General features: G+C 53.5%; 12 protein-coding genes. 10 read left to right on the top strand and 2 right to left on the bottom strand.

Annotated features, from left to right (window positions below; translation table 11 throughout):
* Positions 1 to 52 precede the first annotated feature (52 nt).
* From atoS to HV229_RS08290, 6 genes are all read left to right on the top strand, one after another.
* The gene (gene atoS, locus HV229_RS08315) at positions 53 to 1,891 is read left to right on the top strand and encodes a two-component system sensor histidine kinase AtoS (protein WP_032947136.1); all 1,839 of its coding nucleotides are present in this window, start codon (positions 53 to 55) and stop codon (positions 1,889 to 1,891) included.
* Positions 1,888 to 3,273 (top strand): acetoacetate metabolism transcriptional regulator AtoC, encoded by a 1,386-nt coding sequence (gene atoC, locus HV229_RS08310; RefSeq protein WP_019077262.1) that lies wholly within the window; start codon positions 1,888 to 1,890, stop codon positions 3,271 to 3,273. The genes atoS and atoC overlap by 4 nt, the downstream gene beginning before the upstream one ends.
* Positions 3,274 to 3,472: 199 nt before the next feature.
* Complete coding sequence (gene atoD / locus HV229_RS08305) at positions 3,473 to 4,132, top strand: acetate CoA-transferase subunit alpha (protein ID WP_016157020.1); 660 nt, start codon at positions 3,473 to 3,475, stop codon at positions 4,130 to 4,132.
* 2 nt (positions 4,133 to 4,134) lie between these two features.
* Positions 4,135 to 4,785 carry a 3-oxoacid CoA-transferase subunit B gene (locus tag HV229_RS08300; RefSeq protein ID WP_016157021.1) on the top strand — a complete coding sequence of 217 codons (651 nt, stop codon included), beginning with the start codon at positions 4,135 to 4,137 and terminating at the stop codon, positions 4,783 to 4,785.
* Positions 4,782 to 6,104, top strand: coding sequence for a TIGR00366 family protein (locus HV229_RS08295; RefSeq protein ID WP_016153794.1), 1,323 nt, complete (start codon positions 4,782 to 4,784; stop codon positions 6,102 to 6,104). Before HV229_RS08300 ends, HV229_RS08295 begins: the two co-directional genes overlap by 4 nt.
* 30 nt (positions 6,105 to 6,134) lie before the next feature.
* Positions 6,135 to 7,319 (top strand): acetyl-CoA C-acetyltransferase, encoded by a 1,185-nt coding sequence (locus tag HV229_RS08290; RefSeq protein WP_075847746.1) that lies wholly within the window; start codon positions 6,135 to 6,137, stop codon positions 7,317 to 7,319.
* Between the two features lie 43 nt (positions 7,320 to 7,362).
* Here HV229_RS08290 and gyrA read toward each other — a convergent pair whose 3' ends face one another.
* Positions 7,363 to 9,999 (bottom strand): DNA topoisomerase (ATP-hydrolyzing) subunit A, encoded by a 2,637-nt coding sequence (gene gyrA, locus HV229_RS08285; RefSeq protein WP_046275481.1) that lies wholly within the window; start codon positions 9,997 to 9,999, stop codon positions 7,363 to 7,365.
* Between the two features lie 158 nt (positions 10,000 to 10,157).
* Here gyrA and ubiG point away from each other — a divergent pair, with 158 nt between their 5' ends.
* The 4 genes from ubiG (at position 10,158) to yfaE (ending at position 15,112) form a co-directional block, all read left to right on the top strand.
* On the top strand, positions 10,158 to 10,886 hold the full coding sequence (gene ubiG / locus HV229_RS08280; protein ID WP_075847744.1) for a bifunctional 2-polyprenyl-6-hydroxyphenol methylase/3-demethylubiquinol 3-O-methyltransferase UbiG: 729 nt from the start codon (positions 10,158 to 10,160) through the stop codon (positions 10,884 to 10,886).
* A 443-nt stretch (positions 10,887 to 11,329) separates the two neighbouring features.
* The gene (gene nrdA / locus HV229_RS08275; RefSeq protein ID WP_016153798.1) at positions 11,330 to 13,615 is read left to right on the top strand and encodes a class 1a ribonucleoside-diphosphate reductase subunit alpha; all 2,286 of its coding nucleotides are present in this window, start codon (positions 11,330 to 11,332) and stop codon (positions 13,613 to 13,615) included.
* A 112-nt stretch (positions 13,616 to 13,727) separates the two neighbouring features.
* Positions 13,728 to 14,858 carry a class Ia ribonucleoside-diphosphate reductase subunit beta gene (gene nrdB / locus HV229_RS08270; protein WP_016153799.1) on the top strand — a complete coding sequence of 377 codons (1,131 nt, stop codon included), beginning with the start codon at positions 13,728 to 13,730 and terminating at the stop codon, positions 14,856 to 14,858.
* A complete protein-coding gene (gene yfaE / locus HV229_RS08265; protein WP_016153800.1) occupies positions 14,858 to 15,112 on the top strand; it encodes a ferredoxin-like diferric-tyrosyl radical cofactor maintenance protein YfaE in 255 nt (84 codons plus the stop codon). Before nrdB ends, yfaE begins: the two co-directional genes overlap by 1 nt.
* 172 nt (positions 15,113 to 15,284) lie before the next feature.
* Here yfaE and glpQ read toward each other — a convergent pair whose 3' ends face one another.
* A complete protein-coding gene (glpQ, locus tag HV229_RS08260; protein ID WP_016157024.1) occupies positions 15,285 to 16,352 on the bottom strand; it encodes a glycerophosphodiester phosphodiesterase in 1,068 nt (355 codons plus the stop codon).
* Positions 16,353 to 16,354 lie beyond the last annotated feature (2 nt).

The raw sequence follows: 16,354 nt of genomic DNA, 5'->3' as shown, positions 1-16,354 counted from the left end.
CTTAACCCGTGATAATCGTCGTTTGCCTGAAAAACACTGCACGGATGTCAGAATGCGCGACCTGAGATGGCTGGCTCGTCGGTTATACCCACGACGATTACGCAACCAAATGATCATGATGGCCATCCTGATGGTCATCATTCCGACGATATCTATAGGTTATATCGTAGAAACTGAAGGCCGTTCAGCAGTCTTATCTGAAAAAGAGAAAAAACTGTCATCGGTGATAACCCTGCTAAACGATGCGCTGGGCGACCGCTTTAGTCACTACCCAAATTTGCCGCGTGAAGCACGCATTCGCGCGCTTAATCAAGAGTTGGCCCCCATCACCGAGCGCATTACGCAAGCGTTTCCCGGCATTGGCGCCGGGTATTATCACAAAGCGCTGGATGCCATTATCACCTACGCCCCCTCCGCGCTTTACCAAGGCAACGTAGGTATCACCATCACCGAGGATCATCCCGGACGCGAAGTGATGAGTAGCAACGCGCCTGTGGTCTATTCCGGGCGACAGGTTCGCGGCGACATACTCAACTCGATGATCCCAATAGCGCGCCAGGGAGAGGTTATTGGGTATATCTGGGCCAATGAGCTCACCGAAGATATCCGCCAGCAGGCCTGGAGAATGGACGTCAGGATTATTGCCGTACTGGTTGCCGGGCTCATCTGTAGCCTGCTGCTCATCGTGCACTTCTCACGTCGACTCAGTGCGAATATCGACATCATCACCGATGGGCTTTCCACGCTGGCACAAAAAACCCCTACCCGATTGCCTGAACTCCCCGGCGAGTTAGGACAAATCAGCCGTAGCGTCAATGCGCTGGCACAAACGCTACGGGAAACCAAAACCCTTAACGATCTGATCATTGAAAATGCCGCAGATGGCGTGATCGCCATCGACAGGCAAGGCGACGTTACCACCATGAACCCGGCGGCAGAACAGATAACGGGCTACACGCTGCATGAGCTGGTCGGACAGCCCTATGCGACACTCTTTGCCAATACGCAGTTTTATAGCCCGGTACTGGACACCCTTGAGCACGGTACTGAACATGTGGCCCAGGAGATTAGCTTTCCAGGACGAGAACGCACCATTGAGATCAGTGTAACCACCAGTCGGATCCATAACGCACACGGCGAGCTGATTGGCGCGCTGGTTATTTTCTCCGATTTAACCGCCCGTAAAGAGACCCAGCGTCGACTGGCGCAAACCGAAAGGCTTGCCACCCTGGGTGAGCTGATGGCCGGCGTCGCGCATGAAGTGCGAAACCCGCTGACTGCAATTCGTGGCTACGTCCAGATCATCCGCCAGCAAACCTCGCTGCCGGAACATCAGGAATATTTATCTGTTGTGCTGAATGAAATTGATTCCATCAATAAAGTTATTCAGCAACTGTTAGATTTCTCTCGCCCACGACAAAGCCAGTGGCAACAGATTCGGCTCAATGCGCTCATTGAAGAGACGCTAATCCTGGTGCAAACCGCTGGCCTGCAGGCACGGATCGCCTTTACAACGGAATTAGATCCCAGCCTGCCGCCGATCGTCGCCGATCGCGAACTCCTCAAACAGGTGATCCTCAATATTTTAATCAATGCGGTACAGGCGATCGCTGCGCGAGGCGAAATTCGCATCCGTACCTGGCAATACTCGGCCTCGCAACAGGCCGTGATGATTGAAGATAATGGCAACGGTATCGATCTCGCCATACAGAAGAAAATATTCGATCCCTTTTTTACGACAAAAGCATCAGGCACCGGTCTTGGACTGGCGCTGAGCCAGCGCATCATCAACGCGCATCAGGGGGATATCCACGTAACCAGCCAGCCTGGCTGCGGGGCGATATTCACTCTGATTTTACCTCTTAACCCGCAGGGAAATCCGTCAGAATGAAAACGACCTATCGTATTCTCATCGTTGATGATGAAGAAAATGTTCGCCGTATGCTTGCCACCGCATTTTCCCTGCAAGGGCATGAGACACATTGCGCCAGCGACGGGAAAGCCGCGCTGAGCCTGTTTAGCGAAACGCAGCCAGACGTGGTGCTGATGGACATTCGCATGCCGGAGATGGACGGTATCGACGCGCTGAAAGTTATGCGCACGCAGCAACCACGGATCCCCGTCATTCTGATGACCGCTTACGCTGAAGTAGAAACCGCAGTAGAAGCTTTACGTAGCGGCGCATTCGACTACGTGATTAAGCCCTTTGATCTCGACGAGCTAAGCATGGTGATTCAACGCGCATTGCAACTGCAGGAGATGAAACAGGAAATCCGCAATCTGCATAAAGCGTTGACCACCAGCTGGCAGTGGGGACACATTCTGACCACCAGCCCGCGTATGATGGATATCTGTAAAGACACGGCGAAAATTGCTCTCTCCCAGGCAAACGTGTTGATTAGCGGTGAAAGCGGCACAGGAAAGGAGCTGATCGCCCGCGCCATTCACTACAACAGCAAACGCGCCAATGGCCCCTTTATCAAAATTAACTGCGCGGCCCTGCCGGAGTCGTTGTTGGAAAGCGAGCTATTTGGTCACGAAAAAGGCGCGTTTACCGGGGCACAGACGTTGCGCCAGGGATTGTTCGAACGCGCTCATCAGGGAACTTTATTGCTTGATGAAATTGGCGAGATGCCGCTGGTGCTGCAGGCCAAGCTGCTGCGCATTTTGCAGGAGAGGGAGTTTGAACGCATCGGCGGGCACCAGACCATTCGCGTTGACATTCGAATCGTCGCCGCCACCAACCGCTGTCTGCAAACGATGGTGAAGGAAGGAACGTTTCGCGAAGACCTGTTTTACCGGCTCAACGTTATCCATCTGACTTTGCCGCCCTTACGCGAGCGTCGTGAAGATATTGCCTTATTAGCAAACCACTTTTTACAAAAATTCAGCTCTGAAAATCAGCGGGATATTATCGAAATCGACCCGACGGCGATGTCGATACTCACCGCCTGGCCCTGGCCCGGTAACATTCGCGAACTGTCAAACGTCATCGAACGTGCAGTCGTTATGAATACCGGCGCGGTGATCTTTGCCGACGATCTCCCCGACCCGTTGCGCAACCCGGTTAGCGCCACAACAGAAACAAAACCGACTTACTCCGGGGAACGCAATCTGAAAGAAGAGATTAAGCGTGAGGAAAAACGAATTATCCTCGAAGTCCTCGACAATCAGGACGGCAATCGCACCCGCACGGCGCTGATGCTGGGAATTAGCCGTCGCGCTTTAATGTATAAATTACAAGAGTACGGCATCGACCCATCGGGTTCCTGATACGCAAATTTGCTATGCAGAATTTTGCACACTGCGCAAAATTCTGCATAACCCCTCGTGGTCTCCTTTCACCAAGACCATAAAAATAAACCAATAAATTCAATCAACTAAACATTAATACGTTTCTTTAGTCATTCTGGCACCTTGCTTGCAATTCCCTGAGCGTACCCAAAATGGAGTATGCAAAAAGGGAAACATAATGAAAACAAAACTGATTACCTTACAAGACGCTGCGGGCTTCTTTCGTGACGGCATGACCATCATGGTCGGTGGTTTTATGGGCGTTGGCACACCACCTCGTCTGGTTGAAGCCCTGCTGGAATCCGGCGTCAGAGATCTGACACTGATTGCTAACGATACCGCCTTTGTCGATACCGGTATCGGCCCCCTGATCGTCAATGGGCGGGTGAGCAAAGTGATTGCCTCGCACATTGGTACAAACCCGGAAACCGGTCGTCGCATGATTGCCGGCGAGATGGATGTACAGCTGGTTCCGCAAGGTACCCTGATCGAGCAGATTCGCTGCGGCGGCGCGGGTCTTGGCGGCTTTCTGACCCCCACTGGCGTTGGCACCATCGTGGAAGAAGGCAAGCAAACCATGACGCTTGAGGGTAAAACCTGGCTGCTTGAACGCCCATTACGCGCCGATTTAGCGCTTATTCGCGCCCACCGCTCTGACATGCTTGGCAACCTCACCTACCAGCTCAGCGCCCGTAACTTTAACCCTCTGATTGCCCTCGCCGCTGATATCACGCTGGTCGAACCGGACGAAATGGTTGAAACAGGGGAGCTGCAGCCTGACCAGATTGTGACCCCCGGCGCCGTTATCGACCATATCGTCATTCCACAGGAGAGCTAATCATGGATGCTAAACAACGTATTGCGCGCCGGGTGGCGCAAGAACTTCGCGATGGCGATATCGTCAACTTAGGTATCGGCCTGCCAACGATGGTAGCTAACTACTTACCTGCTGATATTCACATTACGCTGCAATCTGAGAACGGTTTTCTGGGACTGGGCCCAGTCACCACCGCCCATCCTGACCTGGTGAACGCGGGCGGCCAACCGTGCGGTATTTTGCCGGGCGCGGCGATGTTTGATAGCGCCATGTCGTTCGCGTTGATTCGCGGCGGTCATGTTGATGCCTGTGTGCTTGGCGGGTTGCAGGTCGATGAGCAGGCAAACCTCGCCAACTGGGTGGTTCCCGGCAAGATGGTGCCCGGCATGGGTGGCGCAATGGATCTGGTGACCGGTGCGCGTAAAGTCATTATCGCCATGGAGCATTGCGCAAAAGACGGCTCCGCAAAAATCCTGCGTCAATGCACCATGCCGCTCACTGCACAGCATGCTGTGCATATGCTGGTCACCGAGCTGGCTGTATTCCGCTTTATAGATGGCAAGATGTGGCTGACTGAAATCGTCGAAGGATGCGACATCGCCACGCTATGTGAAAAAACCGAAGCACAGTTTGAAATTGCCGACGATCTGCGCATCCTGCGAGGTGACGCATGATTGGCCGCATCGCCCGCTTTATGACACGGGTAGTCAGCCGCTGGCTGCCCGACCCACTGATTTTCGCCATGTTATTAACGTTGCTGACCTTTGGCATCGCGCTGTGGTTAACGCCGCAGACTCCCATCAGCATGGTGAAATTCTGGGGCGACGGTTTCTGGAACCTGCTGGCGTTTGGTATGCAGATGGCGCTGATCATCGTAACCGGCCATGCGTTAGCCAGTTCCGGGCCGGTGAAAAGCCTGCTGCGTACGGCGGCATCCGCCGCCAAAACCCCCGCTCAGGGCGTCATGCTGGTGACTTTTTTTGGTTCAGTTGCCTGCGTTATTAACTGGGGATTTGGTCTGGTGGTCGGGGCGATGTTCGCCCGCGAAGTTGCTCGTCGGGTACCGGGTTCCGATTATCCGTTACTGATTGCCTGCGCCTACATCGGGTTCCTGACCTGGGGCGGCGGCTTCTCCGGCTCAATGCCTTTGCTGGCGGCAACGCCTGGCAACCCGGTCGAGCACGTAGCGGGCCTCATTCCTGTCGCGGATACCCTGTTCACCGGCTTCAATATTTTCATCACGCTCGGCCTGATTGTGGTGATGCCGTTTATCACCCGGATGATGACGCCAAAACCTTCAGATGTGGTGAGCATCGATCCGAAACTGTTACTGGAAGAAGCTGATTTTCAGAAGAAACTACCGCCAGATGCGCCGCCATCTGAAAAACTGGAAGAGAGCCGCATTCTGGCGCTGATCATCGGTGCATTAGGGATTGCCTATCTGGGTATCTACTTTGCCGAGAAAGGTTTCAACATCACCATCAACACCGTCAACCTGATGTTTATGATTGCCGGTCTGCTGCTGCACAAAACGCCGATGGCCTATATGCGTGCCGTTAGTGCTGCCGCACGGAGTACCGCCGGGATTCTGGTGCAATTCCCCTTCTATGCCGGCATTCAGTTGATGATGGAGCACTCCGGCCTCGGTGGGCTCATTACTGAATTTTTCATCAACGTTGCCAACAAAGATACCTTCCCACTGATGACTTTCTTCAGTTCAGCACTGATTAACTTTGCCGTGCCATCCGGCGGTGGCCATTGGGTTATTCAGGGACCGTTCGTCATGCCTGCCGCTCAGGCGCTGGGTGCCGATCTTGGCAAATCAGTCATGGCCATCGCCTACGGTGAGCAGTGGATGAACATGGCACAACCGTTCTGGGCGCTACCCGCGCTGGCCATCGCCGGTCTCGGAGTACGCGACATTATGGGCTACTGCATCACCGCCCTGCTCTTCTCCGGCGTCATTTTTGTTATTGGATTGACCTTGTTCTGACGGCAACAACTTAATTAAAGGAACTGAAAAATGAAAAACTGTGTCATCGTCAGCGCGGCACGTACCGCAATCGGCAGTTTTAACGGCGCACTGGCAACTACGGGTGCCGTCGAGCTTGGATCAATCGTCATTAGAGCCGCTCTTGAACGCGCGCACCTTGACCCACAGCGCGTGGACGAGGTGATTATGGGCAACGTGCTGCAGTCAGGGCTCGGGCAAAACCCAGCGCGTCAGGCATTATTAAAAAGCGGCCTGTCCGACACCGTTTGCGGCTTTACAGTCAACAAAGTGTGCGGCTCTGGCCTGAAAAGCGTGGCGCTTGCCGCCCTCGCTATCAAGGCCGGACAAGCCCAGGCGATCGTCGCGGGAGGGATGGAAAACATGAGCCTTGCCCCCTACCTGTTAGATGCAAAAGCCCGCTGGGGCTATCGCCTCGGTGACGGGCAATTGTCCGACGTGATTCTGCGCGACGGCCTGATCTGCGCCGAGCATGGTTACCACATGGGGATCACTGCAGAAAATGTTGCCAAAGAGTATGGCATCAGCCGCGAAATGCAGGATGAACTGGCTCTGCAGTCACAGCGTAAAGCCGTTGCCGCAATCGAGTCTGGCGCATTTGAGGCTGAAATCGTGCCCGTCAGCGTGTCATCACGGAAGAAAACCATCATCGTTGAGCGTGACGAATTCCCCAAAGCTGACTCGACGGCAGAAGGCCTCGCCGCATTGCGTCCAGCCTTTGATAAAGCAGGAACCGTCACCGCAGGTAACGCCTCGGGGATCAACGACGGTGCAGCGGCATTAGTGATAATGGAAGAGTCCGCAGCACTGGAGGCTGGGCTGAAGCCATTGGCACGAATCAAAGCCTGGGCCAGTGGCGGTGTAGCTCCGGCTATGATGGGGATGGGGCCGGTTCCCGCCACGCTGAAGGCACTGCAACTGAGCGGCTTACAGCTTTCTGATATCGATCTGATCGAAGCCAACGAAGCATTTGCTGCTCAGTTTCTTGCCGTTGGTAAAACGCTGGGATTTGATCCGCAAAAGGTTAACGTCAACGGTGGGGCAATTGCGCTGGGACACCCTATCGGCGCCAGCGGCGCGCGAATACTGGTGACGCTGCTGCATGCGCTACAGGCACGGGATCAAACGCTTGGACTGGCCACGCTGTGCATCGGCGGCGGTCAGGGCATTGCGATGATAGTGGAGCGAATGAATTAAAAAAAAGGGCCGGATATTTCCGGCCCTTTTTATCACGTCTTAATTACTCTTCAGCGTCGTCCGCTGCATCGTCATCGCTTTCCGCTTCAGGCGCGATATCCTCGTCCCCTTCAGCAGCGCTACCGTCGATGGAGTCGAGCTCTTCATCATCAACCGGTTCAGCAACGCGTTGCAGACCCACAACGTTTTCATCTTCCGCAGTACGGATGAGGATCACGCCCTGGGTGTTACGCCCTACCACGCTGATTTCCGACACGCGAGTACGCACCAGCGTACCTGCATCGGTGATCATCATGATCTGGTCGGTATCTTCAACCTGCACTGCGCCGACAACGGAACCGTTGCGCTCGGTGACTTTGATGGAGATAACGCCCTGGGTCGCACGAGACTTGGTCGGATACTCTTCCGCCGCTGTACGCTTACCGTAGCCGTTCTGGGTAACGGTGAGGATAGCACCTTCACCGCGCGGAACGATCAGCGATACCACGCTGTCACTTTCCGCCAGTTTGATACCGCGTACGCCGGTCGCGGTACGTCCCATCGGACGAACAGCCCCTTCTTTGAAGCGCACCACTTTACCGGCAGCAGAGAACAGCATAACTTCGTCACTACCAGACGTCAGGTCAACGCCAATCAGCTCATCGCCTTCGTTCAGGTTAACCGCAATGATACCGGCTGAACGCGGACGGCTGAACTCGGTCAGCGCTGTTTTCTTCACGGTACCGCTGGCGGTTGCCATGAAGACGTTGACGCCTTCTTCGTACTCACGTACTGGCAGAATTGCGGTGATACGTTCGTTAGCTTCCAGTGGCAGCAGGTTGACGATAGGACGTCCACGCGCACCACGGCTTGCTTCCGGCAACTGATAAACCTTCATCCAGTACAAACGACCGCGGCTGGAGAAGCAGAGGATCGTGTCATGGGTGTTGGCCACCAGCAGGCGGTCGATAAAGTCTTCTTCTTTAATTCGTGCTGCAGATTTGCCTTTACCGCCACGACGCTGCGCTTCGTAATCGGTTAACGGCTGATATTTCACGTAGCCCTGATGAGACAAGGTCACGACAACATCTTCCTGGCTAATCAGATCTTCGATGTTGATGTCAGCGCTGTTCGCGGTGATTTCGGTCCGACGTGCGTCGCCGAACTGTTCACGAATCAGCTCCATCTCTTCACGGATGACTTCCATCAGACGATCGGCGCTACCCAGAATGTGCAGCAGTTCAGCGATCTGCTCCAGCAGCTCTTTGTATTCGTCGAGCAGTTTTTCGTGCTCAAGGCCGGTCAGTTTCTGCAAACGCAGATCCAGAATGGCCTGGGCCTGCTGTTCAGTCAGGTAGTACTGACCGTCACGCACGCCAAATTCCGGTTCCAGCCATTCAGGACGCGCGGCATCATCGCCGGCACGTTCCAACATGGCAGAAACGTTACCCAGCTCCCACGAACGCGCGACCAGCCCTGCTTTCGCTTCTGCCGGGGTCGGCGCACGGCGGATCAGTTCGATGATCGGATCGATGTTCGCCAGCGCAATCGCCAGTGCTTCAAGGATGTGCGCACGGTCGCGGGCTTTACGCAGTTCAAAGATAGTACGGCGGGTTACGACTTCACGGCGGTGACGTACAAACGCAGCAATAATATCTTTCAGGTTCATGATTTTCGGCTGTCCATGGTGCAACGCAACCATGTTGATACCGAAAGAAACCTGCAGTTGGGTCTGGGAGTAGAGGTTGTTCAGAACCACTTCCCCGACTGCGTCGCGTTTCACTTCAATCACGATGCGCATACCGTCTTTGTCAGACTCGTCACGCAGCGCGCTGATACCTTCAACGCGTTTGTCTTTTACCAGCTCGGCGATTTTCTCGATCAGGCGCGCTTTGTTCACCTGATACGGAATTTCATGGACGATGATGGTTTCACGGCCAGTTTTGGCATCCGCTTCGACTTCCGCGCGTGCGCGGATGTACACTTTGCCACGGCCGGTACGGTAGGCTTCTTCAATACCACGACGACCGTTGATGATCGCGGCGGTCGGGAAGTCCGGACCCGGAATATGTTCCATCAGCCCTTCAATGCTGATGTCTTCATCGTCAATGTATGCCAGGCAGCCGTTGATCACTTCCGTCAGGTTGTGCGGCGGAATGTTGGTCGCCATACCTACCGCGATACCGGACGAGCCGTTCACCAGCAGGTTAGGAATTTTGGTTGGCATGACGTCAGGAATTTGTTCGGTGCCGTCGTAGTTATCGACGAAATCCACCGTTTCTTTTTCCAGGTCAGCCATCAGCTCATGGGCGATTTTCGACATACGGATTTCCGTATAACGCATCGCCGCTGCGGAGTCGCCATCGACAGAACCAAAGTTACCCTGACCATCTACCAGCATGTAACGCAAGGAGAATGGCTGCGCCATACGAACAATGGTGTCGTAAACGGCGGTATCACCATGAGGGTGGTATTTACCGATTACGTCACCAACGACACGGGCAGATTTTTTATAGGCTTTATTCCAGTCGTTGCCCAATACGTTCATGGCGTAAAGTACGCGACGGTGAACCGGCTTCAGGCCATCTCGGACGTCCGGCAGCGCACGGCCAACAATGACCGACATCGCATAATCCAGATAGGAGCTCTTCAGCTCTTCCTCAATGTTGACCGGTGTAATTTCTCTCGCAAGGTCGCTCATCTAACCGCTATCCCTCTACTGTATCCCGGATTCAAAGGTCGCAAATTATAACACATCCGTGCAGATTCAGGTAAATGGATTCCCCCTGACAGAGGCTTTATTCATCCCGTCAGGCTGATATACTCATTTGCATCGCAAATTTAGGAGTAGAAGCCCCAATGAATGCCGAAAAACCTCCGGTAACTCACAACGTTGATCAGGAAGAAATTGCCAAGTTTGAAGCAGTCGCGTCACGCTGGTGGGATCTTGAGGGTGAATTTAAGCCACTGCACCGTATTAACCCACTGCGCCTGGGCTATATCACGGAGCGCTCAGGCGGCCTGTTTGGTAAAAAGGTACTCGACGTCGGCTGCGGCGGCGGCATTCTGGCGGAAAGCATGGCGCGCGAGGGTGCAACCGTCACCGGGCTGGACATGGGCTTTGAACCGTTACAGGTAGCAAAACTGCATGCGCTGGAGAGTGGCATCCAGGTGGAATACGTTCAAGAAACCGTTGAAGAACATGCGGAAAAACATGCGCATCAGTATGACGTTGTGACCTGCATGGAAATGCTGGAGCACGTACCGGACCCGCAGTCGGTGGTCAGGGCCTGCGCCAGACTGGTCAAACCGGGCGGCGAAGTGTTTTTCTCCACGCTTAATCGCAACGGCAAATCCTGGCTGATGGCGGTGGTCGGCGCGGAATATATTTTGCGTATGGTGCCGAAAGGCACGCATGATGTGAAAAAATTCATTAAGCCGGCTGAACTGTTAGAGTGGGTTGACCAGACCGTGCTGAAAGAGCGTCATATGACCGGCCTGCACTACAACCCGATCACCAACAGTTTTAAACTCGGCCCCGGCGTTGATGTGAACTATATGGTACACACTACCGCGCAAGCAGATTAACCTCCTCCACCCGGCCGGATAAGGCGTGCAACGCCGCAATCCGGCGCCGTACCTGATAGTGCGCAGCTTTCGGGCCTGCGCATCGCCTACCAATCCTGAGTAGGATCGTCAGGGCAATTTTTGCGCCAGGTCATAAGAACTTACCTTGCCTTAGATGAAGAAATCAGCACTCGATCAAATTTTCTATTTTTTTTCTCAATTATTGACATCCTCGCCAGGCCTTATAAGACGCGCACTTAGCGATTATTACCCTTTTGCAACCTCAATTTAACCTCAAAATCAACTCTTGTACTGAAAAGAATCCCTACTAGAATACTCACCATATAGCGTCTACTTTATCAAACAACCCCTACATATAGTATTTATCCACAGACTTAGTCACAACATGACTTTGTGGATAATATGGGGGATATTTTTTCTTTCACGGACAGGTAAAAAACCACATGAATCAGAGTCTGCTGGTGACAAAGCGTGATGGTAGTACAGAGCGCATCAATCTCGACAAAATCCACCGAGTTCTGGATTGGGCGGCAGAAGGACTGAATAACGTATCGATTTCTCAGGTCGAGTTGCGCTCCCACATTCAGTTTTATGACGGTATCAAGACATCCGATATCCATGAAACAATCATCAAAGCTGCCGCCGACCTGATCTCCCGCGAGGCACCGGATTATCAGTACCTGGCTGCTCGCCTGGCGATTTTCCATCTGCGCAAAAAAGCCTACGGCGAGTTTGAACCGCCGAAACTGTTCGACCATGTCGTGAAAATGGTTGAAATGGGCAAATACGACAATCATCTGCTGGAAGACTACACGGAAGAAGAGTTCAAGCAGATGGACTCGTTCATCGTACACGACCGCGATATGACCTTCTCCTACGCTGCGGTGAAGCAGTTAGAAGGTAAATACCTGGTACAAAACCGTGTTACCGGTGAGATTTATGAAAGCGCGCAGTTCCTCTACATTCTGGTAGCGGCCTGCCTGTTCTCTAACTATCCGCGTGAAACGCGTCTGCAATACGTAAAACGTTTCTACGACGCCGTTTCTACGTTTAAAATTTCGCTGCCGACGCCGATTATGTCCGGCGTGCGCACCCCTACCCGTCAGTTCAGCTCCTGCGTACTGATCGAGTGCGGCGACAGCCTGGACTCCATCAACGCCACCTCCAGCGCGATTGTGAAATACGTTTCCCAGCGCGCCGGCATCGGTATTAACGCCGGTCGCATCCGTGCGCTGGGTAGCCCGATCCGCGGCGGAGAAGCGTTCCACACCGGTTGTATTCCGTTCTACAAGCACTTCCAGACCGCGGTAAAATCCTGCTCCCAGGGCGGCGTACGCGGCGGTGCTGCAACGCTGTTCTACCCAATGTGGCACCTGGAAGTTGAAAGCCTGCTGGTCCTGAAAAACAACCGTGGCGTCGAAGGCAACCGCGTGCGTCACATGGACTACGGCGTACAGATCAACAAACTGATGTACACCCGTCTGCTGAAGGGCGGCGACATCACGCTGTTCAGCCCGTCCGACGTCCCAGGCCTGTATGATGCGTTCTTCGCTGACCAGGACGAATTCGAACGTCTGTACACCAAATATGAAAACGACGACAGTATCCGCAAGCAACGCGTGAAAGCCGTTGAGCTGTTCTCACTGATGATGCAGGAACGTGCCTCTACCGGGCGTATCTATATTCAGAACGTTGACCACTGCAACACCCATAGCCCGTTTGATCCAATTGTCGCTCCGGTGCGCCAGTCTAACCTGTGCCTGGAAATCGCCCTGCCGACCAAACCGCTGACCGACGTTAACGACGAAAACGGCGAAATTGCGCTGTGTACGCTGTCCGCATTTAACCTCGGTGCTATCAACAGCCTGGACGAGCTGGAAGAGCTGGCCGAATTGGCGGTGCGCGCGCTGGATGCGCTGCTCGATTATCAGGATTATCCGATTCCTGCCGCCAAACGCGGCGCGATGGGTCGCCGTACGCTGGGTATTGGCGTGATCAACTACGCCTACTGGCTGGCGAAAAACGGTAAGCGTTATTCTGACGGCAGCGCGAACAACCTGACTCACAAAACCTTTGAAGCCATTCAGTATTACCTGATGAAAGCCTCTAACGAGCTGGCGAAAGAGCAAGGCGCATGTCCGTGGTTTAACGAAACGACCTACTCCAAAGGTATTCTGCCGATCGATACCTATAAAAAAGATCTCGATGCTATTGTCAACGAGCCGCTGCATCTGGACTGGGAACAACTGCGCGAATCCATCAAAACGCACGGTCTGCGTAACTCCACGCTGTCAGCCCTGATGCCATCGGAGACCTCTTCGCAGATCTCTAACGCCACCAACGGTATTGAACCACCGCGCGGCTATGTGAGCATCAAAGCGTCGAAAGACGGTATTCTGCGCCAGGTCGTGCCGGACTACGAACACCTGCACGACGCGTACGAACTGCTGTGGGAAATGCCGAACAACGATGGCTATTTGCAGCTGGTAGGTATCATGCAGAAATTTATCGATCAGTCGATTTCCGCCAACACCAACTATGATCCGTCGCGCTTCCCATCCGGAAAAGTACCGATGCAGCAGTTGCTGAAAGACCTGCTCACCGCCTACAAATTTGGTGTGAAAACGCTGTATTATCAAAACACCCGTGACGGTGCGGAAGATTCTCAGGACGATCTGGTGCCGTCCATTCAGGACGATGGCTGCGAAAGCGGCGCATGTAAGATCTGATGAACGATGCCGGGTGGCACCAGGCTCACCCGGCCTACAGTAGCTTGGTTTGTAGGCCGGAAAGGGTGCTTGTAACGCCATCCGGCACTCATCCCACAAAGGATTCACATCAATGGCATACACCACTTTTTCACAGACGAAAAATAACCAACTTCTGGAACCGATGTTCTTCGGCCAGCCGGTGAACGTCGCCCGCTACGATCAGCAAAAATATGACATCTTCGAAAAACTGATCGAAAAGCAGCTCTCTTTCTTCTGGCGTCCGGAAGAAGTTGATGTTTCTCGCGATCGCATCGACTTCCAGGCGCTGCCGGAACATGAAAAGCATATCTTCATCAGCAACCTGAAATATCAGACGCTGCTGGACTCCATTCAGGGACGTAGCCCGAACGTGGCGCTGCTGCCGTTAATCTCGATCCCTGAGCTGGAAACCTGGGTGGAAACATGGGCGTTTTCAGAAACGATCCACTCCCGTTCCTACACCCACATCATTCGTAACATCGTGAACGATCCGGCGGTGGTGTTTGATGACATCGTCACCAACGAGCAGATCCAGAAACGCGCGGAAGGCATTTCCAGCTATTACGACGAATTGATTGAGATGACCAGCTACTGGCATTTGCTGGGCGAGGGCACGCATACCGTTAACGGTAAAACGGTTGTCGTAAGCCTGCGTGAACTGAAGAAGAAGCTGTATCTGTGCCTAATGAGCGTGAACGCGCTGGAAGCGATCCGCTTCTACGTCAGCTTCGCCTGCTCCTTCGCCTTCGCCGAACGTGAACTGATGGAAGGCAACGCGAAAATTATTCGCCTGATCGCCCGCGATGAAGCCCTGCATTTGACCGGGACCCAGCATATGCTGAATCTGCTGCGCAGCGGCGTGGACGATCCGGAAATGGCGGAAATCGCCGAAGAGTGTAAACAAGAATGCTACGACCTGTTCGTACAGGCCGCGCTGCAGGAAAAAGAGTGGGCGGATTATCTGTTCCGTGACGGCTCAATGATTGGCCTGAATAAAGACATTCTGTGCCAGTACGTTGAGTACATCACCAACATCCGTATGCAGGCTGTCGGACTCGACTTGCCGTTCCAGACCCGCTCTAACCCAATCCCATGGATCAACACCTGGCTGGTGTCTGATAACGTGCAAGTTGCGCCGCAGGAAGTGGAAGTCAGCTCTTACCTGGTCGGCCAGATCGATTCGGAAGTCGATACCGACGACCTGAGTAACTTCCAGCTCTGATGGGCCGCGTTACTCTGCGCATCTCTGGCACACAACTGCTGTGCCAGGATGAACATCCTTCCCTGCTTGCCGCGCTCGAATCGCACAATGTTGAAGTTGAATACCAGTGCCGCGCAGGTTATTGCGGCTCCTGCCGTACTCGTCTGGTAGCGGGACAGGTCGACTGGATTGCCGAACCTCTGGCCTTCATTCAGCCAGGTGAAATTTTGCCCTGCTGCTGTCGGGCAAAAGGCGATATTGAAATAGAACTGTAACGCGTGGCGGGATAAAAATTACGACTAAAAAAGAGCCGCCGATGGACGGCAGCTCTTTATTTCTCCTGGAGGCAGGTATGGCCACGTTGACGGCAGACGGCCTTATCTAGCCGTTAATAACGTTTGATCCAACCAGGCCTGTGACCGGAGGCGCATCACAGACCTTGTGCCATTACTCTTTATTCAGGAATGTCACTGCTTTGTCGGGGAAGTCGGTGAACAGCCCGTCAACGCCCGCCTTGTTATACAGAATGTCATACAGCTGGTTTACGTCAGTGGTGTAATCCGGCAGCTGATCGGCACGAACGGTATAAGGATGCACCACCATCTTATTCTGATGCGCGTCCTGTACCATACCCGTTAACGAGATATTGCCTTTCTTCGACTTCTCATCAATCAGCATGTGATAGTCCGGCCCAATGCCGTCCGCATACTGCGCAACCTGCTTCATGGCACCCGGTTTAAACATCCAGTCGTAGTTGTAATTAACCCAACTACCGTCCGGCTTTTTCTCCTGAGTTTCATTCCAGTCAGTGTACGCAATCAACTGTACCAGATTGAGATCCATCCCCATCTTCGGTTCCAGTTCATTCTTAATGCGCTTTAACTCTGCGACATCAAAACACTGTAGATAAACCTTGTCGTTCTTGTCGGTGTACCCGTACTTTTTCAGCACTTCCAGCGTTTTAGCCGCAATGTCCTTCCCTTCCTGATGATGGAACCACGGCGCTTTCATTTCCGGGTAAATGCCAATGTTTTTACCGGTTGAATGATTTAATCCCTGAACAAACTCAATCTCTTCTTCGAAAGTGTGCACACGGAAATCAGATTTACCCATCGGGAAACGCCCTGGGTAGGTCTGGACCTTTTTGCCATTTTCGATATCAAAGCCTTCGGTAAATTTCAGCGATTTAATCTCATCCAGCGTAAAGTCGATAGCGTAGTAGCGCCCATCTTTACGCGCACGATCCGGGAAACGCTCGGCAACATCGGTGACGCGGTCAAGGTAGTGGTCATGCAGGACAACCAGATGGTCGTCCTTGGTCATCACCAAATCCTGTTCCAGGTAATCAGCCCCCTGAGCATAAGCCATCGCTTTTGCTGGCAGCGTATGCTCCGGTAGATAACCGCTGGCGCCACGGTGCGCAATCACGATTTTTTCTGCGGCAACCGCCGCGCTGCTCACCACAATACCTGTCAGCATTAGCGCCACGCTGAGACTTTTCAATGTGGTTTTCATCT

Origin of the sequence: Citrobacter sp. RHBSTW-00524, from assembly GCF_013747755.1 — a bacterium.
Taxonomy (GTDB): Bacteria; Pseudomonadota; Gammaproteobacteria; order Enterobacterales; family Enterobacteriaceae; genus Citrobacter; species Citrobacter braakii.
This window is presented reverse-complemented; position numbering and strand designations above follow the sequence as displayed.